The following is a 26,142-nucleotide window of genomic DNA, read 5'->3' as shown; positions in this document are numbered from 1 at the left end:
TACCAACACACTCTTCCCGTTGGGGAAAAAATTATGTCGAACAATCCAGGTTAAAACCCATTGTTAAATAATGTTTCGGGCCGATGGTGCTTTAATGAAAAATTAAAGGAGATGTTCCCTTAATTAACCCGTATTCTTCGCCGTAATGCGGTATTGCTCGGGCGAGGAGCCGATATATTTTTTAAATATGCGCGAGAAATAGTAGGGATCTTCATAACCCAGGCTGGCAGCTACGGTCTTTACTTTATCGCCATTGGCATATAACAGCTGGCAGGCCTTCTGCATTTTAAGATGGTTAAAATAATCAATTGGCGGCATCCCGGTAGCCTTGCGGAAAAGGTTTGAGAAATGTGATATCGATAAATTATGCTTACATGCCATATCTTCCACACTCAGTTTCTTGCTCAGGTTATTGCGCATGTTGCGGATGGTTTTGGTTATGATATCGCCATCCTCGTTCTTGTCATTATTGATATGCCGCTCGGGCATTAAAAAAGTTGCAATAATATGGTACAGGCAAAAGCATGCGCTGTTGATGTTCTCCAGACTGTAGCCCATCTCCAGGGTTTGGTAAATGTTATGCCATATGTTTATGGCATTTTCGTTAAAGGGGATCTGTACCGGGCCGCGGGTAATGCTTAAATTAAGCGACCTGTTAAAGTCATGGATCTTATCGCCGGTAAAGTGCACCCAGTAAATGGTCCAGGGATCATCATTATCGGCCCAGTAACGCATGTATTTGTCGGTTGCGGGTATTAGGATGAATTGATTGCTGCGCACCTCATAGCGCTTGTTATCCACAATATAATGGCCCTTGCCCTGCAGGCAATAAATGAGGATATTGTCTTCGCAGCCTTTGCGGCGTTCGCGGTAATGAAATGCAGCTTTAGGGAAATAGCCTATATGTGTAATATAGATATGGAAAAGTTCTGGATCGCGTTCCCTGGCATCGCGCATTACTTTTTGAGGAATGCTGATAAATTTTTCACCCTCAAAACCCTGCCGTCTTTTAAAGCTGTTACTCATCTAAATAAATTGGTTTTATAGCAGGATACTACATTAGCGTTAATTTAATATCTGTTTACAGCATGCTATTATAGATAAAACAATTGGCAAATACATATTGAATAATTACCAAAGTATCTTTAACGGCTTGAATGATATTGTAGCTCACATAGCGCCGCCTATAACCTGTGTGTTTTTATTGGGTGTATTTTGGGATAAAGCATCGGCTATATCTGCAAAATATATGTTATGGATAGGATCGGCAGTAGGCGTTTTGGGTATTTGTAACAGGTAAACTATATCCTTTAAGCGTCATTGGGCAAATACCGTTTATGATGATGGCCTTTTACCTGTTCCTGGTTTGTTTATTTATGCAAATTACCTTATCCTGTTCAACATACCAAAAAAAGTGCTATATTGTATTGGAAATCTCCATGGGAGCCATTACGTGGTGCGGCCTGGGGCGGTTTGGGCAATTATAAGGTACTTTCAGTTTTGTTGATTTGTATAATGGCTGTGCTTTTCTACCTGTTCAGATAATATATTATAGCATGAATTCATTCAAGATACTTGTCGTCATTTTAATAATGTCAAGCTGGATAGGTTTTGGACTTTATATCCGAAACCAGCGCAGTAAACCCCAAAATGACAGCAGTATACCAAAAGTGACCACTATAAACGTGCAGCGCTTTGGCATGGTAACGGGCTTAAAGCCCGAAAAAATGGCTCATTATAAAAAGCTGCACGCTGATGCCGGGTCGGGGGTATTAAAAAAAATTGCCGAATTTAATATTCACAACTATTCCATCTACATTCAAAAAATTGAAAATAAGTACTTTTTGTTTAGTTATTTTGAGTACTCCGGCGTCGATTTAGAAAAAGACATGGCTAAAATGGCCGCCGATACCGCTACCCGACGCTGGTGGAAAGAAACAGACCCAACACAAAACCCGCTCCTCGAAGCTGTTGCACAGAAAAATCAATGGCAAAATATGGAGGAAGTACTCCATACTGATTAAAATGTTACTTAGTAGTTGTTTAAAATACCCACACATCAAATATTCGCGTCATTGCTTCGTGCCTCTGAAGGACGGTCCATTTATTCTTAATGAGCATTAAGAAGCATTTTAGCGTTAACATTCCATCCATAGTAAAAGGAAACAATTACGGTAATAAAAAATTTGCAGGAGTATACTTACTCATTTACCATTTATTCATACGATGCAAAGGGCAATAAATCGATCCCTTATGAATTGAATAATGCGAAAGTTTACGGTCCGCTATATTCAGCCACTTTATTAAACCGGGGATACGATGGCACCACACCTTACGTGCTTAACAATGATGGTTCATTAAATAACATAATAATTTGCTAAGATTGGTGTATTGTAGCGGCTGTTTTATACTGATATTTAGCCCATCCGATTTAAACTTAAAATGATAAAAGAAATAATTCGCATCAGTTTTATTGCCTTTGTAGCCGTATACTCCGGTAAAGTAAATGCCCAGCGCCACGTGGTTAAAATTAGCCCGCAGGACTTAGCTATATGGGACGATAAACCCGCCAAAACCTGGATGACCGAAGCTTACCCCATGGGTAACGGCCGCTTTGGAGGCATGGTTTTTGGCGGCGTGGCCAGGGAACATATCCAGTTTAACGAGATTAGCCTGTGGACGGGAGATGAATCCGAAACCGGCGCATACCAGGCCTTTGGCGATTTGTTTATTGATTTTAAAGGGAAGGACACCAGCATGGCCGCACCTGCAAACTACCGCAGGCAGTTGGATCTCAGTAAAGCCATTCAGCAGGTAGCTTATACCGATGGCGGTGTAGCTTATAAGCGCGAATACTTTTGCAGTTTTCCCGATAAAGTAATGGTGCTGCATTTTAGTGCCGATAAAAAGGGCGCTTATTCGGCTATCATCAGCTTAAAAGATGCACATGGTACAAAAGTTACCGGCAACGGCACTGCTTTGCAGTTTGAAGGTAAGCTGGATAATGGCCTGGCTTACCAGGCATCCATCGTAGTAAAAACAGAAGGTGGCACTGCCACAGTTGAAAGTGATGGCAAAGGCGGCTCACAGCTTAATATTAACCGGGCTAATGGTTTTACCATATTGCTTTCGGCAGCAACAGATTATAGCAACAAGCGCGAACAGCATTGGCGCGGCGAAGCTCCTGGTATTAAAGTAAAGCAAAACCTGGATGCTGCATCAGCCAAAACATATCTTCAGTTATCGGGCAATCATATAGCCGATTACCAAAGTTTGTTTGGCAGGGTTGCTATCAACCTGGGCACAACACCGTCGCCAATAGCAGCCGAACCAACCTATAAACGCCTCATCAATTATAAAAAAGCAGCCGACCCTCAACTGGAAGCCCTGCTTTACCAGTATGGCCGTTATTTGCTGATCAATTCATCAAGAAAAGGGGGCTTACCCGCTAATCTGCAAGGGCTTTGGAACGAAAGCAATAACCCGCCATGGCGCAGCGATTACCACTCCAACATCAACATCCAGATGAATTACTGGCTGGCCGAACCAAGCAATCTTTCTGAATGCCATTTCCCATACCTCGATTATATCAATAGTATGCGCGAGGTAAAAAAGGTAAGCACCCAAAAAGAATATCCAGGTGTACGCGGCTGGACGGTGAAAACCGAGAACGGGGTATACGGGGGAGGAAGTTTTTTATGGAATACGCCCGGCAGTGCCTGGTACGCACAGGGTATTTGGGAGCACTATGCTTTTACAAAAGATAAAGCTTACCTGCAAAGCTTTGCTTATCCTATCCTGAAAGAGATTGTTGAATTTTGGGACGATCATTTAAAACGCCGCCCCGATGGTACGTTGGTATCGCCGCTGGGCTGGTCGCCAGAGCATGGGCCTACCGAAGATGGGGTAACTTACGACCAGGAAATAGTTTACGATTTGTTTACCAATTATATTGCCGCAGCCGATGTTTTAAATGCCGATAAAACCTACCGCGACCATGTTGCCGATATGAGGGAGCATTTACTAAAACCTGAAATTGGCAAATGGGGACAGCTACAGGAGTGGGAAACCGATAAGGATGATCCTAAAGATACGCACCGCCATTCGTCAAACCTTTTTGGTTTGCATCCCGGCAGGCGTATCAGCACTATCAAAACGCCTGAGCTGGCACAGGCTGCTAAAGTAAGTTTACTGGCCCGTGGCGATGTTTCCACAGGATGGTCGATGGCCTGGAAGATGAACTTTTGGGCACGCCTGCAGGATGGTGACCATGCTTACAAGATCCTCAATAATTTTATTACCCTGGCAGGTGGTTCGGGTGTTGATTATAATAACGGTGGGGGAGTATATGCCAACCTTTTCTGTGCGCATCCGCCTTTTCAGATAGACGGTAATTTTGGCTACACCGCAGGTGTTACCGAAATGCTGCTGCAAAGCCAGACAGATGAGATTCAACTATTGCCGGCCTTGCCAAAAGCATGGTTAAAAGGCAGCGTAAAAGGCATTCGGGCACGCGGCGATTTCGAGATCACGGATATGGAATGGAAAGATGGTAAAATAACAAAGCTCGCTATCAAGTCACTGGCAGGCGGGGTTTGTAAGCTCAGATCGCCAAATGCTATAAAGATCAACAATGTAGGTATAGCAGGTCAACGGGCAATCAACGAGTTTAAATACCAATTTGATACAATTGCAGGCAAAACTTATGTTTTTAAAGGTAACTAATATCATACAGCCTGGGCGCAGATTTTTAATTCCCTTTTTTCTTGTCACTGCTATTTATTTCGGTTTGCCTGCCCGCGCTGCAATAAAATATCCAGGTATTAACGACCGCATCATATCGCCGGGCAACACCGCTTATTATATCGATGCCGAAAAGGGCAGTGATAGAAACCCGGGAACTGATCGGCACAACGCCTGGAAAACATTTAAACAGGTAAACAACAGGATTTTTTCTGCTAACGACAGGATAATAGTGATTGGTCCGGCTGAGTTTAGGGAATCCTTATTCCTGGTGGCGCGAGGCAGCAGTAAAAAGCATGTTAAGCTCATCTTTTTAAAAGGAACCTATAATTTTTACCCCGAAACGAGCTTTAAAAAGCAGTTTTTTATATCGAATACTAACGATGATGCATATACGCCAAAGGCTATCGCAATATATATCGACAGTTCAAGGTATGTAGATATTGAGGCGAGGGATGCAGAAATGGTGATGCGTGGAAAAATGATAGAGACCTGTATAGATCATAGCGAAAATATAAGCCTTCATGGCGCTACCTATGATTATCACCGGCCAACAGTATCGGAGTTGAAAGTGCTTAAAACGGCGGATAACTTCGCCGAATTGAAGATTCACGCCGACTCAAAATACAGCATTAAAGATAGTCTGCTTACCTGGGAAGGAGAAGGCTGGCACCATAATCCTATTTCGTTATGGCAAGTGTTTGATCCTGCAACCGGCGACCTGCAACGTGTTAATATTAACATGGATGGGCTGAAGTATGCAGAAACGGGCCCGAACCTGCTAAGGGTATACTTTAAAAAGAACCCGGGTTTTAAAACCGGCCTCATTTATCAAAGCCGCGACATTTTAAGGGATTGTACCGGGATATTTCTGCTGCGAAGTAAAAATCTGCGGTTAAAAAATATCCATATTAATTTTATGCATGGGATGGGTGTAGTGAGCCAGTTTTGCCAGGATATTGCCATTGATTCTGTTTTTGTTAAACCCGCTGCAAATTCCGACCGTACCTCGGCTGCATGGGCGGATATTTTACACTTTTCGGGCTGTAAGGGAAAAATTGTGATCACTAATTCCTATTTATCCGGCGCTAATGACGATGCCATTAATGTACACGGAACTTATTTGCGCATCATAGATAAGCCCAGGCCCTATCAGCTACTTGTTAGGTTTATGCACAGTCAGACCTATGGTTTTGAAGCTTTTACCAAAGGAGATAGTATAGCCCTTGTTCATGCCAAAAGCTTGCTGCAGTATGGCATCAATGTGGTATCCAAAGCCGAAAGGATAAATGATAAGGATGTGCTGTTAACCCTTAAAGAACCTTTGACCGATAAGATAGAACCAAATGATGTTGTTGAGAATATCACCTGGACGCCACAGGTTTATATCAATCATAATATCATTACCCGTATCCCCACAAGAGGCATTTTAGTTACCACGCGCCGTAAGGTAGTAATTGAAAATAATGTTTTTCAAAGAACGCACAACAGCGGTATAACGGTTGCCGGTGATGCGTCAAGCTGGTATGAATCGGGCGTGGTAAACAACCTGGTGATTAGGAATAACCAATTCAATTTATGCGGCGGTCCTGTTATTTTGATAGCGCCAGAGAATACCGAAAGTGCTGAACAAAAAGTACACAACAATATTTTGATTACGCACAATGTCTTTACTTTAATATCGCCTGTCGCGGTATCTGCAAAAAGTACAGCGAGCATTAGCATTGTAAACAACCAATTCAAATTAGTGGGTACACCTAAAGAAGAAACAGACCTGGTTAAACTCCAGGATTGCGTTGGTACATCGGTATCCCTAAATATGATTTTTTATGGGAAAGGAGGTAAGCAATAGGTTAACGGGCGAAAAATGGCTTAACTTAATAGCATTGAGAAGACCCCTGAGGGGAAGCAACCCAAAAACAAAAACAGCTCAATGTTTACATCGAGCCGTTTTTATTGAAAAATTAGTAATCGTTATATCACCTTTCCTGTTACCAGGTCAACAGTGTAGGTTGTGCCGTTGTAAATGAGCGTTGCTTTATGACCGGCAAGAAATGTGATGCTGCCAGAGTAGCTATCAGAATTATAAAAGGCGCCGCCACCGTCGTAAACATGTGTGCCTTCAAAGGTTACAGTAGCGCCGGTAAAATCAATTTCTGGTTTTTTATAGGTAAAAACAACATCTTTATAGGTATAGCTGCCTTTTAGCATATCATATTTCAGCGTATTTGCGCCAGTAGTTTTTATAGGTTTTATGATACTTACTATTCTCATTGCACCGTTGATGGTAAATTTGGTGTATTGATCATTTAATGATTTTACCACAAAATCCAGAACGTTACTCCTGGTTAAGTTGAACTCGAGGGTGGTCATGTTGTTAGCAAGACTATCATATGAGGTATAGCCTGCCATATCGTTATCGCAGGTTACCTTATATTTAACTGTTTCTGAAGTGTGCGATTTAATAGTATCTCCCTGGTTGTCGTCACGAATGTAAACAGTGTCTTTTTTATAGCCGCAAAATATTCCGGCTGTATTATTTACTCTCAGCCTGGTGCTGGATTGAATGCCCRGCCCGCTGTTACTTGCTGATAAGGAGTTGTAAACGTTAATGGCAATCTGTTCAACTATTTTTGAATTATCTGTTTTAGTAACGGGTTTGCTGTCAACCTTTTTACAAGCGGTATAAACAATGGCAGTTAGGGCAAAAAGCGCAAATGAGATTTTTAATTTGGAGTTGATATTTAATGACATGATAAGGGTTTTGTTACGGGCAAAGATAAGTGTTTTGTGTGTTTTTTAAACCTATTCAATAAAAAATTTCTTTTTTCTTAATAATTAGAGCTCTTAACTCCAGGATAATAATTATTTACCCCGGGGTTAAATAACAAGATTGATACAAACCAGGTTTGCTGATAAGTAATTCAATGTGTATTTATTAATGTGTTGATTATTAATTTGTTAAAACAGGATGATTTATGCAGAATGCGTTTTATACGATGAACTATCGGTGTATTATCCATCGTTTTAAAAGGTTTATCCATTTTTTGAAATGCGATAAGCAAATACATTTACCCTAACCAATAAAACTGATTTAATTAAATGCCGCATTTTTTACGTTATGAACAAAGCCGTGTTTTGGATCAGTGAAACGCTATTTAATTTATACCTATATTAATACATGTAAACATTTGATTTAATACGGTAAAGCAGAAAAAACGATGCTAAAACTTAAATATCTAATAATCTTTTTACTTTCAACTGTCGCTTTTTCGACCTTAAAAGCACAGGATAAAACTCACCTTTGGCAGGGTTTTCAAAAAGTACAACTGGAACTTGCCGGTCATGAAGCCTATTATGTAAAGCCTGCTCATTCGCTGCCGGGTAATCCCTGGGTATGGCGTACCTCTTTTCCAGATTGGCATACGCAAATGGATAGCATCCTGCTGGCAAAAGGCTTTTATGTAGCCTTTATTAATGTAGATAACCAGTATGGCAGCCCTGAGGCCATGAAGCTTTATGATGTGTTTTATACATACCTTACCAAACACCAATCTTTTGCTCCAAAAGCAGCTCTTGAAGCCGTAAGCCGGGGAGGTTTATACACATATGCATGGGCCAAACGTAACCCTGACAAAGTTAGCTGCATTTATGCCGAAACACCTGTATGTGATATTAAAAGCTGGCCGGGTGGCAAGCTTAAAGGAGTTGGCGATGCGGATTCCTGGAATGAGTTAAAACAGGTTTATCACTTTACCGAAGAGCAGGCCATTGCTTATAACGATAACCCTGTTGATAACCTCGATGGTTTGGCATCATTCAGGGTACCTATATTACATACCATCGGCTTGGATGATAAGGTGGCCCCGCCTGCCGAAAACAGCGATGTTTTGGCAAAACGATACATTGCCTTAGGTGGGCCTGTAAGTATTTACCCGGTAACACAGGGGCCAATGGAATTGCAGGGGCACCATTTTAAGGTAGATCGCCCGGGGTATTATGCTGATTTCATCTATAATAACTCATACCCCGTACAAAAAATACTGCCTTACACAAATTATGTGAAAACAGGCGGCGGGCTTAATAATTTTTACTATGCCGTAACGGTTAAGAAAAAAGCTACGGTATCATTCCTCGGTGGTTCAATCACCTTTAATCCCGGTTGGCGCAACAAGGTTTGCAGGTACTTGGAGGAAACTTATCCTGAAACCGATTTTCATTTTATAGCGGCAGGCATTCCGTCATTGGGTAGCTTGCCGCATGCTTTCAGGTTGCAGCGGGATATCCTTGATTCGGGCAAAACCGATCTGCTTTTTGTTGAGGCCGCAGTGAACGACCGGGGAACTGATAGCACCACGCAGGTTCGCTCGTTAGAAGGGATCGTTCGTCACGCAAAACTGGCCAATCCCGCGATGGATGTCATTTATATGGCCTTTGCCGACCCTCAAAAAATAGATAATTACGCCAAAGGCAAGGTATCGCCCGAGTTGTTAAACCATCAGTTGGTTGCTACTCGTTACAACCTGCCCTATGTAAACCTCGCGCTTGAGGTTAATGATAAGATCAGGAACAATGAACTTACCTGGGCCGATGATTTTAAAGATATTCACCCCTGGTACCACGGCCAGGAAATCTACTTTGAAACCATCAAAGCGCTGTTGCAGGAATGTATTAATACGGCCTACAAATTACCTGTTAAAGTTGCACTGCCCAAGCCGATAGATAAAGCCCGCTATGAAAATGGCAGCTACTATAATATCACTAACGCCAAATTGGATAAAGGATGGGTTATCGACACCAAATGGAACCCTAAAGATGGCCTTTCAACCCGCCCTGGTTTTGTTGATGTGCCGATGCTGATCTCGACCGAACCAGGCAGCGAACTAACATTGCCCCTTAAAGGCACAGCCGTTGGCATTGCGGTAGTAGCGGGGCCTGATGCCGGTATTATATCCTACTCAATTGATAATGGAGCATATAAAGAGCTTGATCTGTTAACCCAGTATTATAGTTGGATTCACCTTGGGGTTTACTATATGTTGGGCGACAACCTGGGTAATGGCAACCATACTTTAAAAATTAAAATAAGCAATAGCAAAAACAACGTAAGCAAAGGTCATGCCTGCAGGATTGTTAACTTTTTTGTGAACAAGCCTTAGAAGCTGTTTAAAAATAAAAAAACAGATCGTCATTGCGAGGTACGAAGCAATCCCCTACTATGCAGATCGGATTTGCAAAGCTACTCTGTAGGGTGGGGGATTGCTTCGTACCTCGCAATGACGCGTGTATATGTGCTTCATTAGAAGTATAAGAACATTAATAAATCAAATTTAAACAGCTTATTAGAAAACGGGCCATGGAGCGACAGGGCCAAAGCATGGTATCAAAACCCCGAAATGTTAGCTGTGATAAACAATGGCAAGGCCTTTAAACCAGTTGAAGGTAACACCGGCGAGAATGCCTCGGAGATATTTACCCAAAAAATTGGTAATGCTTATTATGTAGCTGTATTTAATTATTCGGATAAGTCAAAGGAGTTTGCGCTTGATTTAAATAGATTAGGTATTCCAGATCAAAAGTACCGGGTTACCGAAATATTGCAGGGTAATAATTCAGATATCCCTGCAAAGCTTAATGCCGCCGATGCTGCATTATATAAATTTAAGTTCGGGGAGTAAAATCGAAAAAAATAACCTTATTTGTACCTAATAAATAACCTGTAAATTGAGAAAGAAGTTCCTAAACAAAATAGTACCCTTTAGCGGGGTGCTTATCAGTACCATGTTCCTGACAGCCGGAAGTTTTGCCCAAACAGTAACCATCCCGGTAGAAACACAAAACAACGCATTAGTGTTGCAAACGGATGCAAATAAAAACCTTAAAATGGTTTATTTCGGCGCCAAACTGAGCAATGCAAAAGAGTATGAGCAGATCCTGAAAATGTACAGGCAGGCTGATGACTCGGGCATCCTCAATGATGCCTATATGCCATCAGGATCGGCAAGCCTGGCCGAGCCTGCCATTACAGTTACGCATGCCGATGGTAATAAATCACTTAACCTGGTGTATGTAAGCCATGCGGTTACTAAAATTGCCGACGATGTCAGCTTGTTAACCGTAAACCTGAAAGACCCCGCTTATCCTTTTGAGGTAACCCTGTATTACAAAACCTATTTTAAAGAGGACGTTACCGAACAATGGTCGGTTATAAAACATGGCGAGAAGGGGATTGTAACACTTAATAAATTCGCGTCGGCAAATCTTAACCTAAAGGGTAGCGGCTTTTGGCTGAAACAATACCATGGCAACTGGGCCGTTGAAATGCAGCCCGAAGAAGCAAAGCTTACCCACGGTATTAAAACTATTGATAGTAAACTGGGCACCCGTGCCAATTTGTACGAGCCATCCATGTTCATGGTGTCTATGGATAAGCCGGCTACCGAGGATGAAGGGAAAGTAATGCTGGGTGCGCTGGAATGGTCGGGCAATTTTAAGATCGACCTGGAACTGGATGTTTCTGATAATTTACGGGTGATAGCCGGTATGAATAATGCCGCCTCAGAATATCACCTTAAACCTGCCGAGGAATTTACCACCCCGGCATTTGTTTATACCTATTCAGACCATGGTAAAGGTGATGCCAGTCGTAAATTACAGCGCTGGGCACGCAAATATAAAATTGTTAATGGCGAAGGCGACAGACTTACCTTGCTTAATAACTGGGAATCAACTTATTTTGATTTTAATGAAACTAAACTGGCTCAATTATTAAAGGATACCAAAAAATTAGGTGTCGATTTGTTTTTGCTGGATGATGGCTGGTTTGGTAACAAATTTCCGCGTAACGGCGATGTTGCTGGATTGGGCGACTGGCAGGAAAATAAGCAGAAGCTGCCAAATGGCATCAGTTCGCTGGTTAAGGAAGCACAGGCCAATAGTGTAAAGTTTGGTATCTGGATAGAGCCGGAAATGGTTAACCCGGCAAGTGAATTATATACCAAACACCCGGATTGGGTAATTAAACAACCAAACCGTCCCGAAAAATATTTCCGTAACCAGTTGGTGTTGGATCTTTCCAATCCAAAGGTGCAGGATTTTGTTTATGGGATAGTTGACGACCTGTTCACCAAAAATCCCGATTTGGCTTACATCAAGTGGGATTGTAATGCGGTGATCTATAATGCTTATTCGGCTTATTTAAAGAAAGATCAGTCGCATTTGTATATTGACTATGTGCGAGGGTTATATAAGGTGCTTGAACGGGTAAGGGCGAAGTATCCAAAGGTACCGCTCATGTTATGCTCAGGTGGTGGCGGACGTGTGGATTATGGCGCGCTAAAATACTTCACCGAGTTTTGGCCAAGCGATAATACCGAACCGCTGGAAAGGGTTTTCATCCAATGGGAATACTCGTATTTCTATCCGGCTATTACCAGCTCAAATCACGTTACGGATTGGGGTAAACAGCCCATCAAATTCCGTACAGATGTGGCAATGATGGGTAAATTAGGCTTCGATATTGTGGTAAGTAAATTAAGTGAGCACGATCTTTCATACGTTCATGATGCGCTTAAAAACTACGATAACCTTAAAGAACCCATATGGCATGGTGACCAATATCGCTTGCAAAGCCCATGGGATAATGATGCCGCATCTATCCTGTACGTCAACGATGCCAAATCAAAAGCCGTGGTGTTTAACTACCTGGTTAACAATCGTTATAATGCAGGTACAAAGGTGCCTATCCGTTTAAAAGGCCTCGATCCGCAGAAGAAATACCAGGTTAAAGAGATCAATCTTTATCCCGGCTCCAAATCCTCGTTAGGTGATGATCTTATCTTTACCGGCAATTTTTTAATGACCGTTGGCATCAACCCCGATGCTAACAGCAGCAGAACAAGCGTTGTTTTGCAGTTGGACGAGATCAGGTAACAAGGATGTTATGTAACAAGGCTGCAACAGTTTAAAATAAACCGTTGCAGCCTTGTATTTTAGCAGACGGGTTAAATTAATGTCAAGTTTACAAGTGTTAAGTTCCAGGTCGGAGGTCTTAAGTCAGGAAGACTTTTGCCTTGGAACTTAAGACTTCCGACTTAGAACTTAAGATTTAACCCAGTGTATCTGCCTTACCATGAAAAAACCTGTACTCCTGCTAATTATGATTGCGCTTGCCAGCATATCCTATGCCCAAAACCGCCGGGGAGGCGGCAATGGAAATAGTGGCAATTATGGCAATTTTCAACAGCGGCGGCCGAAGGAACAAAAAGGACCTTTACCATTCAGGGAGGTTACCGGTGTAGTGAAAGATACCGCTGATAAAAAGATGGAAGGGGCAACCGTAAAACTGGTATCAGCTACTGATAGTGTGGTTACCATTACCGGCCCAACGGGTAAATTTGTTCTCAGGAAAATTAAATCGGCCATATTTGTAATAACGGTTACCAGTGTTGGTTATCAGTCTGTTATCCGTAAGATGCTGAACAATGATGAATCGCGCAGCTTATCGCTTGATCCCTTTATTTTAAAACCGCAATCGCATATGCTTGGGGAGGTTGTTGTAAACGGAGGGCCCAGTATTACCTACAAAACCGATACGGTTGAATATCGCGCCAGTGATTATAAAGTACGTCCTAATGCTACTGTTGATGAGCTGATTAAAAAAATGGAAGGCGTTGAAGTTGCCAAAGATGGTACAGTAACGCACCAGGGGCAGGCAGTGGTAAAGGCCAGGCTAAATGGTAAGGATTATATAGGTGGCGATGTAGCACAGGCCATTAAAAACCTGCCAGCCGATATTGTGGAGAAAGTACAGATCATCGATGATTACGGCGACCAGGCAGCCCGTACGGGCATCAAAGACGGCGACCCTCAAAAGGTATTGAACATTACCACGAGGGCCGATAGATCGGTAGGGAATACAGGGCGTTTAACTGCCGGCGCTGGTAGCGATGAGAGGTACGATACCCGCCTGTTTTTTCAGCGGTTGAATGGTAACGAACAGATAGGACTTGTAGGCGGCTTTGTAAATACAGTGAACGGTGTTACCGGCGGTAGTGGGGGCGGAAGCGGGGGAACAACAAAAACAGGCGGTCCTAATATCAGCTATCGCAGCTATCTAACCAAAAAGATCCAGATCAATACCAGTTATAATTATAATTTCAGGGATGTTAATTCCATTAACCATAGCGATGGACAGCAGTTCAGCACACGGGGTACAACCAACTTTATCAGGAACTCCAATTCGCAAAATAATAACAAAACCCATAATGTAAACCTGGAGCTGGAGTATAATATTGATAGCGCCCATTACTTAAAAGTAACCCCCAGTTTTAGTTACTCGGGTGTAAATTCAACAAACACATCTCAAAGTTTTAAAACCGGCCTTATGCATCAGGATATTTTGGGATTAACCGGCAGTAATAATACCGTGCCCAGTTGGGGGGCTATTGTGTTTTATCAGCATTTGTTTAAAAAACCGAAGCGCAACCTGTCGTTGCAGGTAAGCTACAACAGGTCGGATAATGAAACTGTTAACGAGCAGGACAATAACATTATTTACTACCAGGATTCTACCAATCACGTTTTAAAAGATTCGTTAGTAAACCGCCATATCAGCCGGAGCAACCTGAGCAAAAATTTCAGGACAAGTTTTACCTATGTTGAACCGCTGAGTGATGTATCACAACTGGAGTTTAACGCGCAGGTAAATTCGCGCGGCTATGATAACCAGGCCTATACCTTTAATATCGATTCAGTTGGGAACAGGAACCTGGTTGATTCATTGAGTAACGTTTTTAAATATTCATTCACCGAAACACGCTTAGCCCTCAATTACCGCATAAATCAAAAAAAGTACAGTGTTTCATTAGGTGTTACGGGTGTGCCTACGGTATTGGATGGTACAAAAGTTAGCGGCGGCATTGTAAGCACACACCGCAGCAATTTTAATTTAATCCCGATAGCGCGGTTCCAGTATATATGGTCAAAACAGGAACGTTTTTCGGTGAACTATTCTGGTAGCCCCCAGGAACCCTCATTTACCCAGATTCAGCCTGTGCGCGATGAGTCAAACCCGCAAAACCCGGTTGTTGGTAATCCCGATTTAAAGCCATCGTTCCGTAACTCCATCAACCTGCAATACAATAATTACATAGTCGATTCAAAATTTAATGTATCGGCCAATGCCAACGTAAGCTTTATTAAAAATCAGATAGTTACTAATACGGTGCAGATAGCCGACACCCTTGGCGCCTTAAAAAACGAAACGCGCTATATTAACCTAAATGGCAGTTATACCATTGGTGGCAATTACAATATTTCGAAACAGCTGGACGATAGGAAATATAACCTCTCGCTTAATGGTACCATCAATTATGGGCATGGCATATCAATGAGTAACAACGTGCAAAACTTTACCACAACCTGGCACTTTAATGAGCGCTTAGGCCCGCAAATAAATCCAAGCGAATCGGTAGAAATTAACCCATACGTTTCCTATGATGTGGCCAAATCATATTTCACGCTGCCCCACTCGGTAAATACCAATATCAGTACCACGGCTTTGGCTGTCGATGGTAAATTTTATTTCCTTACGGGGCGCACTGCTACTTTTGGTTACAGCGCCAATAAAAACTTTGTAAAAGGGATATCGCAAAATCTTACCCGCAACCCATTGGTTATTAACGCTTACATTGAACAGCAATTTTTTAAGCGCCGTAACCTCACCCTTACTTTCCAGGTATTTGATATTTTAAAGCAAAATAACTTTGTTAGCCAGGTTACAACCGAAAACTCGGTAACCAACACACTCAGTAATGCGCAAAGCCGTTATTTTATGTTCAGCGCAAAACTAAACCTCCAAAAATGGAGCGGCACACCAATGCGCCGTGGCCAAAGAATGAAGAGGAGAGGGGACGGTAGTTTTATAGAGTAGGTGGCAGGGTTTAAACAATAAAAAAGTCATGCGAAACAAGTTCATGACTTGGGGTTAATTTAAAAAAGCCGCTTATATCTTTATTAAATCCTGCTTCAACGCCGCTATCACCAGCCCGGTTCTTGATTTTGTTTCAAACTTTTGAAACAGCGCTTCGCGATAGTTATCAATAGTATGCGGGCTAAGGTTCATCATATCTGCAATTTGCTTGTAAGTAAGGTCGCTGCAGCATAGCTCCAGGAACTTCAGCTCGTTGGCATTTACCTCTATTTGTTGTGCGTTTACAGGCTGGCTGTTTTGTATGTTGCGTAATAGTTTCCCGCTTACAAGTTCATTAATATAAAACGATTGTTTAGCAATACCGGTAATAGCATCAACCAGATCGGATGCCCTGGATTGTTTAAGCATGTAGCCGCCGGCGCCGCTTTTTAGCATCCCGATGATGGGTTTGTCTTCCTCAAACATACTTAAGGCCAGTACTTTAATCTGGGGGTGCTTTTCTTTGATCCATTTGGTGCTTTCATATCCATCCATCTGCGGCATGGTAATGTCCATCAGGATCACTTCGGGCAGGGGATGGCGCGGTAGTTTCTGGATCATATCCTGGCCATTCTCGGCATCAAAGATCACGTTAATTTTGCCCGAATCGGTAAGCAGGCTCACCAGGCCCTGTCTGAAAAGGGTATGGTCATCAACAATGGCTATATCTATTTTATCGGCGTACATCAATATTTAGTAGGGTATGGTTACAATAATTTCAGATCCATTTCCGGCCGCTGAGTTAATGGAGGTTATGCCATTTATCATGGCCGCCCGTTTGGTGATGTTGTGCAGGCCCATCCCGTTTTTTCGTTTCAGCGTTTCTTCAACATCAAAACCTTTCCCGTTATCGCGGATTGTTAACTTAAATGAATTTTCAATCTGCTCTAAAGTTATAAATATTTCGGTTGCTTTGGCATGCTGTATGATGTTATTTATAATCTCCTGGAACAGCCGGAAAAGGATGGTTTCTTTACCGCTATAGGCATTAAATGTGTTGAAATTTCGCTTATCGAAATTGATCTTAAACTTGTCTGATCGCTGCAGCCATTCCAGTTCAAATTCAATAGCCGCGGCCAGTCCACGGTTTACCAGTTCTTCACCGTGTAACAGGCGCGACAAGGCTTTTACTTCTTTGATTGACCGGGTTGTAAGATCTTCAACAAAAGCCAGTTTTTCGGCCGTTTTGTCCTTATTGTCAAGGTCGATAGAACTTAGGGTGATAGTAGTAATACTCAGCAACTGCCCTATATTATCGTGTAAGTCGTAAGCGATGGTTTTAAGGGTTTGCTCCTGTACTTCTATCTGGGTTTTAAGCAACTCATTCTCAAATGTTTTTTGCAGCAGTAGCTTCTCCTCCTGATGTTTCTTTTTTTTACGGTTGTATGAAACTACGTAAATGATGAGGAACAGGGGGGCAATTAAAAAAATTAGGGAAGTTAACCCTATCAGGAAGATGATTTCCTGCGAAGATATCTGCATAAAAAAGCGTATGACCAAAAAGAGTATAGTGTTATGTTTAGTAAAATAAAGATATAGTACCGTATGGAAAGCTGGTTATTGATAGGTTTTAAACTTGAAAGGTAATCAAAAAATATGTTGCAGGTAGTACTGCCGAAGTAAAAAAATAACGCTCCGCTCACCCACCAGAACGGTGCCGAAAATGAAAGCCGCTCAAAGTTTTCATCCATCAGTTTAAGATAGTAATAATACAGGCTTGCCAGTACAAATACAACCGACATAACGATTGCCGTTATGGAAACAAATGCTTTAAAATGGGTCATCACCAGCTCAGTTGTGCACATCGCTATAAAGAATACATACCAGGCAATAAGCCATTTACCTGTATTTTTAAACGGTTTATATAAGTTATAAAGTGTATAGCTGGTAACGCCACATTCAAACATTAAAAAAGCGTTGTACAGGTTATAATTAGGCACGTGTACTACTTTACGCATGTATACACCGGTAATTTCGACAAGGCAGGTTAGCAGCAGGTATGGGATAAACAGCTTCCAGGCTGTATCCTTATCTTTTATTAAAAAGATAAGGGCAGCCAGGAAGCATATAAATTCACACCCGGTATTTATGGTGATGAACATCATTTGTTTTGTTGGATTAGTTGCCTAATAGCAATAGGGTTGCACCTTTACAGGTAGCTGGTGGCGGGCATTGTTCACCGCGATTTTCGGGGGTAGTGCCGACAATAAAGCCTTGCTGGCCACCATTTTGACCCTGTTGGTTTTTTTTGCCGTAGTAATCCTGGTGGATTATCTTGCCTGAAGTGCTGTCTTTTTTTGTTGATACCATTACCAATGTATTATAACCCCAGTATTGTTTTTCAGGCTTATGGCCGCCCTTAAAATCTTCGGAGTAAGATTTGTCATAAGTAGCCAGGTAAAAACGAACGCCATCGCCCTTCTCCTTTATTATAGTGTCAACAAGAGCCTGTAGCCTCTCGACACTAAACCAAATGCACCTGGTGTTTGATCCTTTATAGGTCCTCTCTACAGTTTGCGCATCAGCGAAGGCTGAATCAACCGTGCCGGCATTTTTTTTATAGTTTTTTACATACCTCAGCGCTGTTTGAAGGCTTAAGGTATCAATGTTGATGCCGATTTTATTAGCGCTGACATCGGATTGCTGCTTTTGCTGGCACGAGCTAAAACCAATAGCGGCAAAAGCCAGGGTAATTAGGGTAATTTTTAGGGTCATAATAATTATTATTTAAGTTTATCGAAAGTGCTTAATTATGCGTAGAAACACAACATCTATATTAAACCTTTTTTTACCCTAAAAAACACCTTTAAAAAAGCTGATTATACCCTATACTACCTTTTAACTATAACAGACATTTGTGATGTAATACAAAAGCAAAGAAAATGAAGTAACGGTTTTGTTACATGTATTAATACTTGTTTAATATAACCTGGCAGTAATAATAATGCTTTGTTATAGTGATAACTAACTGGAATTTGTAATTAAATTAACCAATGGTATATTATTATAAACTATTAATAATTAAGCTGATGTTCATGGTAATTGGTTTTGAACATTAACTACAGATGAAATTTTTCAATTGATATAATGACATATATTTACTAACCGATTAAACCAAAATAAACTAAATCATACCCTAAAACTAACTTATTAATTTAAACTCTAAAACTTATTATTATGGAACCTTACATTGGCGAGATCAGAATGTTTGCGGGCGATTTTGCCCCCCGTGGCTGGGCGCTTTGCGACGGCAGTTTACTAAGAATTGATCAGTGGGATAAATTATTTTCGATTATCCAAACCTATTATGGCGGTGATGGCGCAAGTAACTTTGCCGTGCCCGATTTGCGCGGCCGCGCTCCGGTAAGTGCAGGCGCTAGTACTGGCTATACATCCGGTTATTACCTCGGTCAGAGAAACGGCAGTGAAAATGTAGTATTAACTGCTGCACAAATGCCGGCACATAGTCACGTTGTAAACGCGTTCTCGGGCGGCGGCGACTTAATACAACCGTCTGCAGGAGTCCCGGCTTCAACAATTGACCCCGGACCAGGTACGCTTTACAGTTCTTATTCTTCAGCTGATCCTAATCAGCAAATGAGTCCTAAAATGATCCAACCGTCTGGTGATAATCGACCTTTTAGTGTAATACAACCAGTGCTTGCGGTTACTTACATCATTGCATTGGAAGGCATTTACCCTCCAAGACCATAGTGGTAATGATTTGTACCGGATTTTAATACGATGTATTGAAGAGGGAATCTAAAGTAAATACAACCCCTGACTTATTTTAAGACAGGGGTTGTGTAGTATCGGCTATCATCTATCAATGTCTTTTATAATGTATCAGGGTGGGTTGCGTATAGTTATTAAAGTGAATTCTGTTATTGTAGACAATAGAACTGCTTATAAAGTGAATTGCAAGAGGCGTGGAAGAATTAATAATAATTTTACCCAGATAGCTATAACAATATTAATAACTTATTATGAAAAAACTTTTACTTCTTAACAGGAATTTTGGGCGTTATAGCCGATATTTTTTTGCTTTATTATTGCTTTTGGCATCAATAGCAGACCGCAGCCAGGCCCAGGTATATTATACTTTTAACGATGGTAGCGGTGCTACCACAACTGCTAATGATGCTCTTTTTAAGATGGATTACAATGGCAGTAATGCTTCAAGTATTTTAGGCTCCATTAGTCCTACACCACTTTTTTTAGCGCTCGATTTGCCAAACAACCGGGCATTTGTAAGTGAAGGGTATGCACCTACAGGCTATAGCATTAAAATTATTAATTTAACTACTAAGGCGGTAATTAAATCAATACCGGTACCGGACAAGATAGCTGGCCTGCGGTATGATGCGACAAGTGGTTATATATATTATATAACGGCAGGTGCAAGTTCAAATAATGTACTTGAGGCAACTGATGCACTTTATAAAGTATTACCTACCGACAACGCCGGAACACTGGTGATGGGCTCGATTACGCCCGGCCCTACATATTTAGCCATCGATATTCCACACGATAGGGTATTTATCTATGATTCATACGGAACCAACAGAAAAATTTATGCCGTTAATCTCAAAACGGGGGCCAAAATAAGTTTCGTGATAACGCTTGGAGCTTACGGCTTAGAATATGATGCGCAAACCAATTTGGTTTATTATATTACCAGTGACGGATCGTACAAAACAAATAAGCCGGATGATGCCATCTGGAGTTTAACGCCGGATCTTGTTACTAATACTAAAGTAGTGGGATCAATTGGTGCAGCGGAAAATGCCTTTGCCATGGATGCCGGCAATAACCGGGCATATGTTTATGATGGTGCCGGCGCGGCACCGGCCGATAGAAAGGTTACGTCTATTGATCTTACTACAGGTGCGATTACATTAGTCACTAATATTTCAACTTATCCCAATGTGGCGGCGGTTAACTTTATAGCTGTTCCGCAACGTGCAGTGTTAAGTAAACCTATATTTGGCAGTATAACGGCCTCGTCGGTAAATGTGACTGATACTGTTAAGCTGAGCGATGTGGCCGTTACAGCGCGCGGTATCGTCTACAGCAGCAGTGCAGTTATGCCGGAAATTGGCGGCGGAGGTGTTACGCAGGTATCAGGTGGTACGGGCACCGGCTTGTTTATTTCAAGTGTTACAGGGCTTAGCCCTTCAACCACGTACAATGTCAGGGCATATGCCACAAGCAGTGCAGGTACAGCCTATAGTGAAGTAGTTAGTGTTTCCACCACATCCAATAATGCCAACCTATCTGCCTTTAGCATCGGTTCAGTCACATTAAGCCCAACTTTCGCAAGTGGCACAACAAGCTATACAGCCAACGTCACTTATGATAAAACAACGATAACAGTAACCCCCACGATAGAAGAGTCTCATGCCACTATAAAAGTAAACAACATAGCAGTCACCTCGGGTTCGGCCACAGGCGCAATAAACCTTAACCCCGGCAGCAACACCATTACTACAGTGGTAACGGCCCAGGATGGCACAACATCAAAAACCTATACAACCACTATTACAAAAGATAAAAGCCCGCAAATCATTACGTTCAATGCACTAACGGCGAAAACCTACGGCGATGCAGACTTTACCTTGGGCGCGGTATCCGGCAGCACACTGGCAGTAACCTATACCAGCGATAATGATAATGTAGCTACGGTATCAAGCACGGGCCTGGTACATATAGTAGGAACTGGCACGGTGAACATAACGGCGGCACAGGCCGGTAACACCACTTATCTTGCTGCACCAAATGTAAGCCAGCAACTAACTATAAACAAAGCAGTATTAACTTATACTGCTGATGTTGTATCGCGCAATTATGGTGCCGCCAACCCAACCTTTACAGGCTCCGTAACCGGCTTTGTGAACGGCGATACCCAGGCAACCGCTACAACCGGTACTATGGTTTTTACTTCGACAGCCGATGCTACATCTCCTGTAACTACCAATAACACAACGGTTATCCAGTATGGGATTAACGGGAATGGGCTTAGCTCGGCCAATTACAGCTTTGCACAGGCTACGGCAAATAACACGGCATTAACGCTTAATAAAATTGTTATTACCTATACCGCGCAACCGGCAACCAAGGTTTATGGTGCGGCAAACCCGTCCTTGAATGTGGTGTTTACCGGTATGGCAAACGGTCAGACGATTGACCAGGTACTTAATTCTTTGTCGTACACTACCACTGCCACAGTTAGTAGCCCGGTTGGCGCTTATCCCATTACAGTAAGCGGCCTCGATGCGCTCAATTACACGTTTTCTGCATCATCATCCAACACCACCGCGTTTACCGTAACCAAGGCCAATTTAACATTTACGGCGCAGGCGGCCACCAAACGTTACGGTGAAATTAACCCTACATTAAGTGGCACCATTACCGGCTTCGTAAACAACGAAACTGCCGCAACTGCTTTGATCGGTACCACGGTTTATAACACAACGGCCGGTACAGCCAGCAGCGTTGGCAGTTATCCTATAACGCTAAGTGGCGTATCAGCTACCAACTATAACATAACAGCTGTCGTAGCTAACAATACGGCCTTAACCATCACTAAAAATACACTGAGTTACGTGGCCACGCCGGCAAGCCGGGCGTTTAATACGGCCAACCCATCGGTAACAGGTACAGTAACCGGCTTTTTAAACGGCGATACCCAGGCATCGGCTACTACCGGTACCCTTAGCTTTAACACAACTGCAACAACAAGTACACCGGTTGGCACATACGCTATTGATGGCGCAGGTTTAAGCTCGGCCAATTATAATATTGCGCAGGATGCTTCAAATGCCACGGCGTTTTCTATATTCTTATCAACCAATGGCAACCTGAGTAGTTTGGCTATCAGCCAGGGTAGTTTATCGCCCTCGTTTGCATCGGGCACTAATAATTATACCGCAACGGTCGCAACAGGTATTACGTCGTTAACTTTAACGCCAACGTTATCAGATGCTAACGCCAGGGTAACGGTTAATGGCAACCAGGTAATATCCGGTACATCATCGGGCAGTATCTCTTTAAATGTTGGCCCCAATGTTATCCCGGTAAACGTAACCGCGCAGGATGGTACCACCACTAACCCGTATAATGTTACAGTAACCCGCCTGCCTTCGTCAGATGCAACATTAAATAGCTTTAACATCAGCACCGGTACGCCCACACCAGATGCATACAATGTATACCGGTCAAATGTAGCTAATACGATAACCAGTTTTGATGTTACCGCAGTAGTTCATGAACCCAATGCCACTATAACAGTCAACGGCAATCCTGTAACGTCGGGTACACCGGTTACACTGCCGCTTAATTTGGGCGATAATGTATACAATTTAATAGTAACCGCGCAAGACGGTACTACGCAAAATTACTATGGCATGGTTATTAACCGCGCCTTCTCATCAAATAACCTGCTGAACAGCCTGGCGGTGAGTGCAGGTTCGCTTAGTCCTGCTTTTGACAACGCTACCCTTAACTATACCGTGCAGGTGAGCAATGCAACCAAATCCATCGATATTACACCCTCCTTTGATGCCACTGCTTACGGATCTCATGATGGTTTGCCGGCCCCATCCGGAGCGGCTTTTACCAGCGCACTTGCTATAGGTGATAACCAGATACCAGTAACCGTAACGGCACAAAATGGAACACCAAGAGCCTACAATATAACCGTAACCAGGGCGACATCGACTGATGCAACATTGGTCGGTCTGGGTATAATGACCACCATTTCGGGGCTTGATGTGCCTTTTGACAGTGGCACTTACACCTATAACACTACGTTAACCAGCGATGTTACAGCATTTAGACTGAACCCTGTCGCTGCAAACGACGGCTCGACGATAACCATTAACGGCACGGCTTTAAATACGACCAACGGCAATGCCATAACGCTCCAATACTTTTCGGTAGTTGAACCTATAGAAATAGTAGTTACTGCCGGCGACGGAACAACCCAAAAAACCTACACTGTAAATGTAACAAGGAATTTCTCGACAAATAATTTGCTGCAAAGCTTAACGATGAATATCAACGGGACAATAACACCGCTAATTCCTGTATTTGATGCGGCGACGAATGACTATACGATGATTATTAGCGATCCAAGTGTAACCGGTGTAGTAATTGCACCTGTGGCACAGGATGACCATGCCGAACTAAGGGTGGGCGGAGTGTTCGTAGCCAAAGGAACATCAAGGTTTGTAGCCTTACAGGGCGGCGCCAATGTAATCCCGGTAAACGTATTATCTTTTGGCGGGGGTAACAATACCTACAATATCACCATCAACCGGGCCTATTCATCAGATGCCAATTTGATTAATATTATCCTTTCCGGTAACGCGGGGTATTCGGCTATCATTAACCAAGCCGCTAATAACCTTACTGCTACTATTCCTAATAATGTAACGTCTATAAGGCTAATTCCTAACGCCTCAGACCCGGGAGGTACGGTTATTACAGTGAACGGCTATGCTTTAACAAGCGGCTCATTAGACAACCTACCATTAGCCGTTGGCGATAATGTATTTACCATAGCCATAACTGCGGCAGATAATTCTAATACACAATATTATACAGTACATGCCATAAGGCTGCCGTTTACCGATGTTACGCTCAGTTCGTTAACGGTAGATAAAGGCGCCATTGCACCCGCTTTTTCACCGGGTACAACAAGTTATACAGTAGTTGTAGCCAGCAGTGATAATGCTATTACTGTTACGCCGGTGGCTTCGGCAGCAGGTGTTAGCGTAAATGCCGGCGGACAAACCATTGATGCTTCAACTCCATCGTACACCAACAGTGCTTTATTTGTAGGCAACCAACGCATCACTGTAAGGGTAACAGCTCCAGATGGCGTGAATTTTACAAGCTATGCTTTAAATGTGCTCCGTCCGTCGGCAAACCAGGCTTTTCTTGGTAACATTCTTTTGAGCAGCGGCGTTATTTCGCCCGCATTTTCCCGAAACACGGTAATTTACACGGCTTCGGTTGCGGGTAATGTATCGTCCGTCAACTTTACCCCGGCAACAGCCGAAGCTAACGCTATTATTACCGTAACCAATGCAGGTAATACAACCACTATTAATGCCAGTACACCATCAGTACTAATACAGTTAAATGCAGGCGCTAACGTAGTAACCACAACCATAACCTCGCAGGATGGTAGTACTACCAAAACATATACTGTAACTATAACCAGGGCAGTACCATCTGCCGATGCAACTCTTGCCGGCCTAAGCCTGAGTACGGGTGCTATTAGTCCGGTGTTTAGCAGCGGTACAGATACCTACACGATGGGCGTAAATTATGCAACAGGTTTAATTACAGTAACCCCGGTCACTACCAATGCAAACGCGGTAGTTACGGTAGGGGGGGTGGCCGTTGTTTCGGGAGCTGGTTTGGGTGTGACTTTAAACCAGGGTGATAATGCTATACCTGTTGTAGTAACTGCCGAAGATGGCAGCACAACCCAAACCTACACGATAACGGTTAACAGGGCCGCAGCATCCACTGATGCAACATTAGCCAGCCTGGACATAAATACTGGAACGATAATCCCTGTATTTGCGCCCGGTAAAACCAGCTATACGGCTACAGTAAGTAATACGGTAAGCAGTATCACGCTTTCTCCATTTTCTAATGATCCTAACGCTACTTTGCTGGTAAACGGTACAGCACCGGATGGGGTGACCGGAACAATGGATATACCGTTAAATGTGGGTGATAATGTAATAACTATCGTGGTTGCCGCGCAAGATGGTATTACCAGCAAAATGTATACTTTAAAAGTAACCAGGGAAGCTTCAATTTCTAATAATGCCAATCTATCGGCCATAAGTCTAATATCGGTGCCGATAGTGAGAGTGGGAACAACGGACAACTACACGGCTTTGGTAAATTCATCAACTATAAATGTGCAGCAGATTGCTACAGCTGAAGATGACGGTTCCACCATCAAAGTTAATGGCATCTTAGTATTATCGGCGGCAACTTCAAACCCTATAATATTGAACAGTATGGGAACAACAACAATAACAACTGTTGTTACAGCTGAAGATGGTATTACTACCCGTACTTACACCGTAACCGTGAGTAAGAACGGCTCATCAGATGCATCCCTTACATCGCTAACTATAAATGGCGCTATATTGACCAGGGTAGGCAAGACAGATCATTACACCACATCTGTAGGTTTTTCTGCAACCAGTGTACAACAGCGCGCAACTTTGAGTGACAGTCATGCAACTTTTACAGTAAATAATATAGCTGCGACACCGGGGATAGTAACCACAGTGCCGCTTAACACTACAGGTACCACCGATATTAACGTTGTGGTAACGGCCGAAGATGGTATTGCCACCCGTACTTACACCGTAACCGTGAGTAAGAACGGCTCA

At 42.7% G+C, this 26,142-nt stretch carries 17 protein-coding genes; 11 read left to right on the top strand and 6 right to left on the bottom strand.

Annotated features, from left to right (window positions below; genetic code table 11):
• Positions 1–123: 123 nt before the first annotated feature.
• Positions 124–1,026: an AraC family transcriptional regulator gene (locus AC1DQW_RS12945; protein WP_477454461.1), complete on the bottom strand. Its 903-nt coding sequence runs from the start codon at positions 1,024–1,026 to the stop codon at positions 124–126.
• Between the two features lie 127 nt (positions 1,027–1,153).
• Here AC1DQW_RS12945 and AC1DQW_RS12940 point away from each other — a divergent pair, with 127 nt between their 5' ends.
• The 5 genes from AC1DQW_RS12940 (at position 1,154) to AC1DQW_RS12920 (ending at position 6,595) form a co-directional block, all read left to right on the top strand.
• Positions 1,154–1,300 (top strand): hypothetical protein, encoded by a 147-nt coding sequence (locus AC1DQW_RS12940; protein WP_477454460.1) that lies wholly within the window; start codon positions 1,154–1,156, stop codon positions 1,298–1,300.
• Between the two features lie 256 nt (positions 1,301–1,556).
• Positions 1,557–2,024, top strand: a complete 468-nt coding sequence (locus tag AC1DQW_RS12935; RefSeq protein WP_477454459.1) for an L-rhamnose mutarotase — start codon at positions 1,557–1,559, stop codon at positions 2,022–2,024.
• A gap of 144 nt (positions 2,025–2,168) precedes the next feature.
• Positions 2,169–2,381: a DUF4998 domain-containing protein gene (locus AC1DQW_RS12930; RefSeq protein WP_477454521.1), complete on the top strand. Its 213-nt coding sequence runs from the start codon at positions 2,169–2,171 to the stop codon at positions 2,379–2,381.
• 61 nt (positions 2,382–2,442) lie between these two features.
• Positions 2,443–4,725 (top strand): glycoside hydrolase family 95 protein, encoded by a 2,283-nt coding sequence (locus AC1DQW_RS12925; protein ID WP_477454458.1) that lies wholly within the window; start codon positions 2,443–2,445, stop codon positions 4,723–4,725.
• Complete coding sequence (locus AC1DQW_RS12920) at positions 4,706–6,595, top strand: right-handed parallel beta-helix repeat-containing protein (RefSeq protein WP_477454457.1); 1,890 nt, start codon at positions 4,706–4,708, stop codon at positions 6,593–6,595. Before AC1DQW_RS12925 ends, AC1DQW_RS12920 begins: the two co-directional genes overlap by 20 nt.
• Positions 6,596–6,717: 122 nt before the next feature.
• Here the strand turns inward: AC1DQW_RS12920 and AC1DQW_RS12915 are convergent, their stop codons facing one another.
• Positions 6,718–7,497, bottom strand: a complete 780-nt coding sequence (locus tag AC1DQW_RS12915) for a hypothetical protein (protein WP_477454456.1) — start codon at positions 7,495–7,497, stop codon at positions 6,718–6,720.
• A 467-nt stretch (positions 7,498–7,964) separates the two neighbouring features.
• Between AC1DQW_RS12915 and AC1DQW_RS12910 the strand changes: the two genes are divergently transcribed.
• The 4 genes from AC1DQW_RS12910 to AC1DQW_RS12895 all read left to right on the top strand — a co-directional run bounded on the left by AC1DQW_RS12910 (position 7,965) and on the right by AC1DQW_RS12895 (position 15,676).
• Positions 7,965–9,902, top strand: a complete 1,938-nt coding sequence (locus AC1DQW_RS12910; protein ID WP_477454455.1) for an SGNH/GDSL hydrolase family protein — start codon at positions 7,965–7,967, stop codon at positions 9,900–9,902.
• A 237-nt stretch (positions 9,903–10,139) separates the two neighbouring features.
• A complete protein-coding gene (locus AC1DQW_RS12905; RefSeq protein ID WP_477454454.1) occupies positions 10,140–10,421 on the top strand; it encodes a hypothetical protein in 282 nt (93 codons plus the stop codon).
• A gap of 46 nt (positions 10,422–10,467) precedes the next feature.
• On the top strand, positions 10,468–12,675 hold the full coding sequence (locus tag AC1DQW_RS12900; RefSeq protein ID WP_477454453.1) for an alpha-galactosidase: 2,208 nt from the start codon (positions 10,468–10,470) through the stop codon (positions 12,673–12,675).
• 199 nt (positions 12,676–12,874) lie between these two features.
• Positions 12,875–15,676: an outer membrane beta-barrel family protein gene (locus AC1DQW_RS12895; protein ID WP_477454452.1), complete on the top strand. Its 2,802-nt coding sequence runs from the start codon at positions 12,875–12,877 to the stop codon at positions 15,674–15,676.
• Between the two features lie 72 nt (positions 15,677–15,748).
• Here the strand turns inward: AC1DQW_RS12895 and AC1DQW_RS12890 are convergent, their stop codons facing one another.
• Genes AC1DQW_RS12890 through AC1DQW_RS12875 form a run of 4 tightly spaced genes read right to left on the bottom strand, consistent with a single transcriptional unit; the run spans position 15,749 to position 18,430 of the window.
• The gene (locus AC1DQW_RS12890; protein WP_477420631.1) at positions 15,749–16,402 is read right to left on the bottom strand and encodes a response regulator; all 654 of its coding nucleotides are present in this window, start codon (positions 16,400–16,402) and stop codon (positions 15,749–15,751) included.
• Between the two features lie 6 nt (positions 16,403–16,408).
• Positions 16,409–17,197, bottom strand: coding sequence for a sensor histidine kinase (locus AC1DQW_RS12885; RefSeq protein ID WP_477454451.1), 789 nt, complete (start codon positions 17,195–17,197; stop codon positions 16,409–16,411).
• Entirely contained in the window at positions 17,164–17,820 is a 657-nt protein-coding gene (locus tag AC1DQW_RS12880) for a hypothetical protein (protein WP_477454450.1), read from the bottom strand. Before AC1DQW_RS12880 ends, AC1DQW_RS12885 begins: the two co-directional genes overlap by 34 nt.
• 13 nt (positions 17,821–17,833) lie before the next feature.
• Positions 17,834–18,430: a hypothetical protein gene (locus tag AC1DQW_RS12875; RefSeq protein WP_477454449.1), complete on the bottom strand. Its 597-nt coding sequence runs from the start codon at positions 18,428–18,430 to the stop codon at positions 17,834–17,836.
• 462 nt (positions 18,431–18,892) lie between these two features.
• On the opposite strand from AC1DQW_RS12875, the gene AC1DQW_RS12870 reads away from it, so the two are divergent.
• Together AC1DQW_RS12870 and AC1DQW_RS12865 are read left to right on the top strand one after the other, a co-directional pair.
• On the top strand, positions 18,893–19,429 hold the full coding sequence (locus tag AC1DQW_RS12870) for a phage tail protein (protein WP_477454448.1): 537 nt from the start codon (positions 18,893–18,895) through the stop codon (positions 19,427–19,429).
• Between the two features lie 272 nt (positions 19,430–19,701).
• A partial coding sequence (locus AC1DQW_RS12865; protein ID WP_477454447.1) for a beta strand repeat-containing protein occupies positions 19,702–26,142 on the top strand: 6,441 nt, incomplete at its 3' end.

It is taken from the genome of Mucilaginibacter sp. P5_A4 (assembly GCF_056400605.1).
The sequence above is the reverse complement of the archived record's forward strand: the minus strand, read 5'-3'. Positions and strand labels throughout refer to the sequence as shown.

Coding starts and splice junctions, on each gene's coding strand:
- AC1DQW_RS12875 (WP_477454449.1), bottom strand. CDS start 18,430: ATGACCCTAAAAATTACCCTAATTACCCTGGCTTTTGCCGCTATTGGT.
- AC1DQW_RS12945 (WP_477454461.1), bottom strand. CDS start 1,026: ATGAGTAACAGCTTTAAAAGACGGCAGGGTTTTGAGGGTGAAAAATTT.
- AC1DQW_RS12905 (WP_477454454.1), top strand. CDS start 10,140: ATGTTAGCTGTGATAAACAATGGCAAGGCCTTTAAACCAGTTGAAGGT.
- AC1DQW_RS12890 (WP_477420631.1), bottom strand. CDS start 16,402: ATGTACGCCGATAAAATAGATATAGCCATTGTTGATGACCATACCCTT.
- AC1DQW_RS12885 (WP_477454451.1), bottom strand. CDS start 17,197: ATGCAGATATCTTCGCAGGAAATCATCTTCCTGATAGGGTTAACTTCC.
- AC1DQW_RS12870 (WP_477454448.1), top strand. CDS start 18,893: ATGGAACCTTACATTGGCGAGATCAGAATGTTTGCGGGCGATTTTGCC.
- AC1DQW_RS12910 (WP_477454455.1), top strand. CDS start 7,965: ATGCTAAAACTTAAATATCTAATAATCTTTTTACTTTCAACTGTCGCT.
- AC1DQW_RS12920 (WP_477454457.1), top strand. CDS start 4,706: ATGTTTTTAAAGGTAACTAATATCATACAGCCTGGGCGCAGATTTTTA.
- AC1DQW_RS12925 (WP_477454458.1), top strand. CDS start 2,443: ATGATAAAAGAAATAATTCGCATCAGTTTTATTGCCTTTGTAGCCGTA.
- AC1DQW_RS12880 (WP_477454450.1), bottom strand. CDS start 17,820: ATGATGTTCATCACCATAAATACCGGGTGTGAATTTATATGCTTCCTG.
- AC1DQW_RS12895 (WP_477454452.1), top strand. CDS start 12,875: ATGAAAAAACCTGTACTCCTGCTAATTATGATTGCGCTTGCCAGCATA.
- AC1DQW_RS12935 (WP_477454459.1), top strand. CDS start 1,557: ATGAATTCATTCAAGATACTTGTCGTCATTTTAATAATGTCAAGCTGG.